Consider the following 9,166-nt stretch of genomic DNA (forward strand, 5'->3'; position numbering starts at 1 on the left):
CCGAGGACGAGGTCGCCCCGCTGCTGGCCGGACACGAAGCTCTGGTCTCCGTCGCGGCGGTCAACGGCCCCACCGCGGTGGTGATCGCCGGTGACGAGGAGGCGGTGGCGCGGATCGCCGGGCAACTCGAGTCCCGAGGGCGCAGGACCAGGCGGCTGCGGGTCTCGCACGCCTTCCACTCGCCGCTGATGGAACCGATGCTCGACGCGTTCGCCGCAGTGGCCGGACAACTGGCGTACCAGGAGCCGCGGATCCCCGTCGTCTCCAACCTGACCGGCCGACAGGCCACGGCCGAGGAGCTGTGTTCCCCCGGCTACTGGGTGCGCCAGGTGCGGGAGCCGGTGCGGTTCGGCGACGGAGTGCGCACCCTGCGGGACGCGGGCGCGACCGCCTTCGTCGAGCTGGGCCCTGACCGGGTGCTGGCCGCGATGGCCCGGCACACGCTGACCGACGAGGGGCCCGAACCGCTGGTGGTGCCGCTGCTGCGCGCGGACCGCGACGAGGAACCCGAGATCACGGCGGCGCTGGGCGCGCTGCATGTGCACGGCGTGCCGGTGGACTGGGCCGCGTACTTCAGCGGGTCCGGTGCGCGCCGGACCACCCTGCCGACGTACGCCTTCCAGCACGAGCGGTTCTGGCCCGAGTTCGCGCCGGACACGGCGGGGCCCGTGGCGGCCGACCCGGTGGACGCTGAGTTCTGGTCGGCCGTGGAGCGGGAGGACCTGGAGTCGCTGTCGGCCACGTTGGAGGTGGACGGAGACTCGCTGACCGCGGTACTGCCCGCGCTCTCGTCGTGGCGCCGGTCCCGCCACGACGAGTCCGTCGTGGACGGCTGGCGCTACCGGGTGAGCTGGACGCCGCTGACCGGGCCGGCCTTCGCCGGAACGCCGACCGGCGCCCCGGAGGGGACCTGGCTGCTGGTCGTCCCCGGCATCGACGGGGCCAGGACGGTCGATGAGGAATGGGTGGCGGCCGTCGCCGAGGCGATGGGGCCGGACACCGTAAGCATCGAGGTGGCGGACGCCGACCGGGCCGTCCTGGCCGGGCGGCTCGGGGAGATGCGGGAGCGGTTCGCGGGTGTGCTGTCCCTGCTCGCCCTCGGGCGGACCGGGCCCGAATCCACCGCGCCGACCTTCGCCTTGATCCAGGCGTTGGGCGACGCGGGTATCGAGGCACCGCTGTGGTGCGCCACCCTGGGCGCGGTCCGCGTGGGCCGCGGCGACGCCGCCGCGGATCCGGGGCAGGCCGCGGTGTGGGGCCTGGGCCGGGTGGCCGCGCTGGAACACCCGGAGCGCTGGGGCGGTCTCGTCGACCTGCCCGGCTCCCTCGACCAACGGGCCCGTGCCCGGCTCGCGGCCGTCCTGGCCGGTGGCGCGGGCGACCCCGCCGAGGACCAGGTGGCGGTGCGCGCCACCGGGGTCTTCGGCCGCCGGCTGGTGCGGGCCGCGGCGCCGGTCGCCGACGGGCGGTGGCGGCCGCGGGGCACGGTCTGGGTGACCGGTGGCACGGGCGCTACGGCCGGACAGCTCGCCCGGTGGCTGGTCGGGGAGGGGGCCGAGCATCTGGTGCTGACCGGCCCGCAGGACCCCGACGCGCCCGCCACCGCCGAACTGCTCGCCGAACTCACCGAGTCGGGCGTCCGGGTGACCGCGCGGGCGTATGACCCGGCCGACCGCGGCGCCCTGGCGGCGCTGCTCGACGAGTTCCCGCCGGACGCGGTGGTGCACGCCGGACAGCCCGACCTGTCGCCCGCCCCGCCCGGCGCCACCGACCGGATCGACGCGATTGCGACCGAGGAGCCGGCCGCGGCGCTGGCGGACCGGATCGCGCAGGCGGCACACCTCGACGAACTGCTGGGCGACCGGCCCCTGGACGCCTTTGTGCTGCTCACCTCGGTCGCGGGGGTGTGGGGCGTGACGGGACGGGCCACCGACGCGGCCGCCGACGCCGCCCTCGAAGCGCTGGCCGACCGGCGCCGGGCGCGCGGGGCCGCGGCCACCTCGGTGGCGTGGAGCGCCTGGGCCACTCCTGCCGCTCCGACCGACGGGATGGCGGCTCATCTGCGACTCAGCGGACTGCCCGCCCTGCCACCACGGCTGGCCGTGGCCGCGCTGGGCCGGGCGGTGGACGGCGAACAGGACGCCGTGACGCTCGCGGACGTGGCCTGGGACCGGTTCGCCCCGGCGTTCGCCGCCGTACGCCCGAGCGCGCTGTTCGCCGCGCTGCCCGAGGCCCGTACGGCGCTGGAGGCCGCGGCGGCCGGCCGGGACACCGTTGCCGGCGCCACGGGCACGGCGGCCGAACTGCGGACACGGCTGCTGGGCCTGCCCGCAGTTCAGCGCTCCCATGTCCTGCTGGATCTGGTCCGCGGCCAGGTCGCCGAGGTGCTGGGGCACACGGGTGCCGAGGCGATCGAGGCCGACCGGGCCTTCTCGGACCTCGGATTCGACTCGCTGACCGCGGTGGACCTGCGCAACCAACTGACTCAGGCCACCGGTCTGCCCCTGCCCACCACCCTCGCCTTCGACCACCCGACCCCGGCGGCGCTCGCCGGCCACCTATGGGCCGAACTGCTCGGCGAGGACGGCGACGACGACACGGCGGCGCTGCCGGCCCGCACCACCGACGACCCGATCGTGATCGTCGGCATGAGCTGCCGCTACCCCGGCGGTGTGCGCTCGCCCGAGGACCTGTGGCAACTGGTCGTGGACGAGGCCGACGCCATCGGCCACCTGCCCACCGACCGCGGCTGGGACCTCGGCACACTGGCCGACGGCGCCCCGGACGGACGCGGGCGCAGCGCCGCCCGGGGCGGCGGCTTCCTCTACGACGCCGCCGACTTCGACCCGGGCTTCTTCGGCATCGCGCCGCGCGAGGCCATGGTGATGGACCCGCAGCAGCGGCTGGTGCTCGAGGCCGCATGGGAGGCGCTGGAGCGGGCCGGTGTCGACCCGCACACGCTGCGCGGCGGCGACACGGGCGTCTTCGTCGGCGCCACCAGCGGCGACTACCGCCCACCCGCCGACCAGCGCGGCCACGCCCAGACCGCGCAGGCGGCCAGCCTGATCTCCGGCCGCCTCTCGTACAGCTTCGGCCTGGAGGGCCCCGCGGTGACCGTGGACACCGCCTGCTCCTCGTCGCTGGTGGCGCTGCACCTGGCCGCCCAGGCGCTGCGCTCGGGCGAGTGCTCGCTGGCGCTGGCCGGCGGGGTGACGGTGATGTCCACGCCGGTGGGGATCGTGGAGTTCAGCGACATGGGCGCGCTGTCCGCCGACGGCCGGTGCAAGGCGTTCGCCGAGGCGGCGGACGGCACGGGCTGGTCCGAGGGCGTCGGCATGCTCGTGGTGGAGCGGCTGTCCGACGCCCGGCGCAACGGGCACCGCGTCCTGGCGGTCCTGCGCGGCTCGGCGGTCAACCAGGACGGCGCCTCGAACGGGCTGACCGCGCCCAACGGCCCCTCGCAGCGCCGGGTCATCCGCCGCGCGCTCGCGAACGCCGGGCTGTCCCCCGCGGACGTGGACGTGGTCGAGGCCCATGGCACCGGAACCACACTCGGCGACCCCATCGAGGCCCAGGCGCTGCTGGCCACCTACGGCCAGGACCGCGAACGGCCCCTGCTGCTCGGCTCGGTCAAGTCCAACATCGGACACACGCAGTCGGCGGCGGGCGTCGCCGGTGTGATCAAGACGGTCATGGCGATGCGCCACGGCGTGGTGCCCAGGACGCTCCATCTGGACGCTCCCACCTCGCATGTGGACTGGTCCGCCGGTGCCGTGGAACTGGCCGCCGAGGCCACCGCATGGCCGCGGACCGGGCGGGCGCGCCGGGCCGGGATCTCCTCGTTCGGCGCCAGCGGCACCAACTCCCACGTGATCATCGAGCAGGCCCCCGACGACGAGCCCGCCCGGATCCCCGCTGCGCCACAGCGCGACGGCGCGCCGTGGCCCGTCGCCCTGTCGGCCCGCACCCCCCAGGCGCTGCGCGACCAGGCCCGCCGACTGCTCGGCCATGTCGCCGCGCACCCGGAACTCGACCTCGCCGACCTGGCGTTCTCGCTGGCCGCCACCCGGGCGGCCTTCGAGGAACGGGCCGCGGTGCTGAGCGCGGACCGCGACGAGTTGGCCGAGGGCCTTCAGGCGGTGGCCGAAGGACGCCCGTCCGCACGGGTGGTCGAGGACACCGCGGCCGGTGGCCGGACCGCCTTCCTCTTCTCGGGCCAGGGCAGCCAGCGGGCGGGGATGGGCCGGGAGCTCTACGGCGCCTTCCCGGCGTTCGCCGAGGCGTTCGACGCGGTGTGCGCACACCTGGACGCCCACCTCGAACGGCCGCTGGCCGAGGTGGTGTTCGCGGAGGCCGGAACGGCCGAGGCGGAGCTGCTGGACGAGACGCGCTGGACCCAGCCCGCGCTGTTCGCGGTCGAGGTGGCGCTGTTCCGGCTGCTGGAGTCCTGGGGGATCGTCCCGGACTATCTGGCGGGGCATTCGATCGGCGAGATCGCGGCGGCCCACGTGGCGGGCGTCTTCTCGCTGCCTGACGCGTGCGCCCTGGTGGCGGCGCGCGGCCGGCTGATGCAGGAGCTGCCGCCCGGGGGAGCGATGGTGGCGCTTCAGGCCACCGAGGAGGAGGTGGCGCCCCATCTGGGGGAGCGGGCCTCGGTCGCGGCCGTGAACGGTCCGCGGTCGGTGGTCGTGGCGGGCCACGAGGCAGCCGTGCTGGACGTGGCGGCCCGGTTCGCCGAGCAGGGTCGCAAGACCAGTCGGCTGACGGTCAGCCATGCGTTCCACTCCCCGCTGATGGAGCCGATGCTGGCGGAGTTCGGCCGGATCGTGCGCGGCCTGACGATGGCGGCGCCGCGGATCGCGCTGGTGTCCAACCTGACGGGCGACGTGGTGTCGGCCGAGCGGGTGTGCGCGCCCGAGTACTGGGTGGAGCATGTCCGCCGTACGGTGCGGTTCGCCGACGGCGTCAGCCGGCTCGCCGCCGCGGGCGTCACCACCTTCCTGGAGGTGGGGCCCGACGCCGTACTGACCGCCATGGCGCAGGAAACCCTCGGCGAACGGTCGGCCGACGCCCTGCTCGTCCCCGCGTTGCGCAGGACGCGCGGCGAGGAGGCCGCCCTGGTGTCGGCCGTGGCCCGGCTGTACGCGCACGGCGTCGGAGTCGACTGGGCGGGCTTCTTCGCCTCCTCCGGCGCCCGGCGGATCGACCTGCCCACCTACCCCTTCCAGCACCAGCGCTTCTGGCCCGAGGACACCACTCATGAGGAGGCCGCGGCCCCCGATACGGCGGACGCGGACTTCTGGGCCATCGTGGAACGGGCCGACCGGGCGGACATCGCCTCGCTGGCGACGGCGCTGGACGTCGAGGACGAGGCGTTGACGAAGGTCCTGCCCGCGCTCTCGACCTGGCGCCGCAGGCGCCACGAGCAGTCCGCCGCGGAAAGCCGGCGGTACCGGATCGGCTGGACGCCGCTCACCCGCATGGCACCGGCCGCCCCCTCGGGGACATGGCTGGCCGTGGTTCCGGCCGGACACGCCGAGGACCCCTGGGTGGGCGCGGCGGTCGAGGCGCTGGGCACCGGGACGGTACGGCTGGAGGTCACCGGACCGGACCGTACGGAGCTGGCCGGGCGGCTGCGCGAGCTGGTCGCCGAGGGCCTCCGGCCGGTCGGCGTGGTGTCGCTGCTGGCCGTGGCCGACTCCGCGGGCCCGGCCGTCCCGCCGGGGCTCGCCCTGACCGCCGTACTGGTGCAGGCCCTGGGCGACGCCGGGATCGAGGCCCCGCTGTGGTGTGTCACCCGGGGCGCGGTGTCGACCGGCGGGACGGACCGGGTGACCGCCCCGCGGCAGGCGGCGGTGTGGGGGCTCGGCCGGGTGGCCGCGCTGGAACACCCGCAGCGCTGGGGCGGGTTGGTCGACCTCCCCGAGGAGCTGGACGGGCGCACGGCCTCGCGGCTCGCCGGCGTGCTGGCGCGGCCCGGTGGACCGGAGCCCGCCGAGGACCAGATCGCGGTGCGCGCCTCGGGGGTGTTCGGCCGCCGGCTGCAACGGCCGGTCGGCGCCCCACCCGAGGACGGCTGGAAGCCCTCGGGCACGGTGCTGGTCACCGGGGGCACCGGGACCCTGGGCGGCCATGTCGCCCGGTGGCTGGCGCGCGAGGGCGCGGAGCACATCCTGCTCGCCAGCCGCAGCGGCCCGGAGGCCGAGGGCGCCGGGGAACTGCGGTCCGAGCTGGCCGGGCTGGGCGTCCAGGTGTCGATCGTGGCCTGCGACGCCGCCGACCGGCGGCAGATGGCGGACCTGCTGGCGGGCATCCCCGCCGAGTGCCCGCTGACTGCCGTGGTGCATGCGGCGGGCGTCCTGGACGACGGTGTCCTCGACGGCCTGTCGCCACAGCGGTTCGAGGCGGTGTTCCGGTCCAAGGTGGAGTCGGCGGCCGTCCTGGACGAGCTGACCCGGGAGCTGGACCTGACGGCGTTCGTGCTGTTCTCCTCCGCGTCCGGCGCCGTGGGCAACGCAGGCCAGGCCAACTACGCCGCCGCGAACGCGGCGTTGGACGCGCTGGCCGAGCGGCGCCGGGACGAGGGCCTGCCCGCCACCTCGGTGGCCTGGGGCGCCTGGGCCGGTGGCGGCATGGCGGCGAGCGCCCGCGCCGAGGAGGCATCGCAGCGCACCGGGGTGAGCGCGATGGCCCCGGAGGACGCGCTGTCGGCCATGCGCGTCGCGGTGGCGTCCGGGGACCCCACCCCCGTGGTCGCCGACATCGACCAGGCCCGGTTCATCCACGCCTTCACCACCCGGCGGCCCAGCCCCCTGCTACGAGAGCTGCCCCGGTACGCGGAGCTGACCGCGGGCGCCGTCGTCTCCCCGCGCGACCAGGCGTCGGCCGCGGCCGAACTGCGGGAGCGGCTGCTCGGCCGGCCGGCGGCGGAGCGGCCCCGCATGGTGCTGGACCTGGTCCGCGCCCAGGTCGCCGAGGTGCTCGGGTACGCGGGGCCCGAGGCCGTCGGCGCCGAGCGGGCGTTCAAGGACCTCGGCTTCGACTCGCTGGCCGCGATCGAGCTGCGCAACCAGCTCACCGCGACGACCGGGCTGAGCCTGTCCGCCACGCTCGTCTTCGACCATCCGACGCCCGTCGCCCTCGCCGGGCATGTGCTGCGGGAGCTCGTACCCGAGACGGGCGGCGGTTCCGCCGCCGATGAGCGGGAGCACGAGATCCGGGCGCTGCTGACCTCCGTGCCCCTCGCCCGGCTGCGGGAGGTCGGGCTGCTGGAGCCCCTGCTCCAGCTGGCCGGCCACCCGGCGGCGGAGGACCAGGCTCCGGGGGACTCGATCGACGCGATGGACCTGGACGACCTGGTCAGGGCCGCGCTCGACGGCAACGCGCCCTGACCGCACCCCGGCCGCGCCACGGCAAGCGGCCCGATGACAGATCCAGCGGGGCTGGAACCGTCATCGGGCCGCGAGGTCCGGAAGAGCGGAGGTCAGGGTGCCAGGGCGGGGGAGCCGAGGATCAGATCGGCCGCGGTGCGCAGACCGCCCGCCTCCCGCTGCACCTGGGCGAAGTGCCGGGCGCGTGCATCGAACGAGGGGTCGGTCAGTACCCGGGTCAGCTTGTCCAGCACATCGTCGACGTCGAAGGTCTCGGGGCGGTCCAGCGTGAGGCTGACCCCGCTGTCCGCGCCGCGCACCGCCTGGTCGTAGCAGTCGATCCACAGCGGCCGGACCACCAGCGGCTTGCCGAAGTAGATCCCCTCGTGGAAGCCGTTGCCCCCGCCGTGGGTGAAGAAGACCTTGACGTTCGGGTGGGCCAGGGCGTCGAGCTGCGAGGGCACCCAGCTCTCGATCCGCAGATTGGCCGGCAGCTCGCCGTCCGGCGGCAGCAACTGCTGCTGGTCCTTGGGGAGCTTCCACAGCACGTGGTGGCGCCCCTCCAGCCGGCGGACCACCTCCACCAGGGCGCGGACCTGCTCCGCGGTCAGCCGGGTGACCGTACCGAAGCCCATGTAGACGACCGAGTCATGGGCGTCGAGCCACCGCGAGAGTCCGCCGTCCTCGGGCGCCTCGGGCAGCGGAGGAATGATCGCCCCCAGCAGACGCATGTTGTCGGGGAAGGGGAACGGATACTCAAGACCGGTGACCGAGTAACACAGAATCAGCTCGGCCAGATCCGTCCGTGCCGAGAACTTGACCGTCTCCGGGGAGATTCCCAGTTTTTCCCGCGTCTTTTTGGAACTGCCGAGCACTGTCAACATGCTCGGCTTGAAGAACATCGACACCTTACGGATCTTGAACCAGCGATTGGCCATCCGCTGGCCGAAGGTCATGTTCAGCGGAAGACCCGAATGCGCCGACGGGAAGTTGTTCCACAGGCTGGTCATATAGAGATTGCTGGGCAGGAAGGGCACGCTCAGCATGAACGGGATCTTCCTGGTGACCGCCACCTCCACCCCGAAGAACGACACGCTGTCGATGATCATCAGCGCCGGCCGGACCTCCTCGGCCACCGCGTCCAGCGCCCGGTATTTGGGCACCGTCAGATGCGGGTTGAAGGTGTGTTCCACGAGGGCGCGGTGGGCCTTCCACCGCGACGGCTGGGTCACCCGCCGATAGGTCTCGTCGTCCCAGGTGGGGGAGGACAGCTCGGGCACCACCTCGCCCAGCGAGGCGAAGCGCACCGGACTGCCCGCGTCGATGCCCTCGATGTCCTCACGCCGCTTCTCGTCGGTGGCGAACCACAGGTCGGGCACCCCCCGCCGGGACAGCTCGGTGGCGATGAGGAAGAGCGAGTTGAACAATCCGCTCTCCGGTGAGCTCACAAACATGATCGGCCGCCGGGGCGAGGTCACGATCAACACCTCCGCAGGTGCGGGATGGATGACGGAAGGCATGCCGAATGCGCCCGTGTGCCGGTCGGCGGCGCACGGGCCGGACCATCGGAGTTCGATCGGCAGCCCGGACTTCCTTGCTACCGGCTCGGAGACAAAGAAATCCCCAGTGATTCGGCGGACACTGGGCGCTGAACAGCGACGGGGCGAACAAACAGGCAATGACTAGGGGATTGCCAGTGGGCCGTGGATTTCACTTTCCAGTTATGGACCCCGATCGGCGGGGCGGTGCTCCGGAACCCGCGTACACGGCGCACGCAGACGCTGTCCACTGATCCG

The 9,166-nt window shown here is 74.3% G+C and carries 2 protein-coding genes (1 of these 2 only partly in view); one reads left to right on the plus strand and one right to left on the minus strand.

Annotation, left to right across the window (positions count from 1 at the left end; genetic code table 11):
• Positions 1-7,391, plus strand: the 3' portion of a protein-coding gene (locus tag ACZ4WQ_RS36175; RefSeq protein WP_398374968.1) for a type I polyketide synthase. It extends 21,457 nt beyond the left edge of the window; the window shows 7,391 of its 28,848 coding nt (coding positions 21,458-28,848); its start codon lies beyond the left edge, outside the window; the stop codon is at positions 7,389-7,391.
• A 92-nt stretch (positions 7,392-7,483) separates the two neighbouring features.
• Here the strand turns inward: ACZ4WQ_RS36175 and ACZ4WQ_RS36180 are convergent, their stop codons facing one another.
• On the minus strand, positions 7,484-8,848 hold the full coding sequence (locus ACZ4WQ_RS36180) for a glycosyltransferase (protein ID WP_361186936.1): 1,365 nt from the start codon (positions 8,846-8,848) through the stop codon (positions 7,484-7,486).
• Positions 8,849-9,166: the final 318 nt, after the last annotated feature.

The organism is Streptomyces sp. NPDC028305, assembly GCF_055569495.1.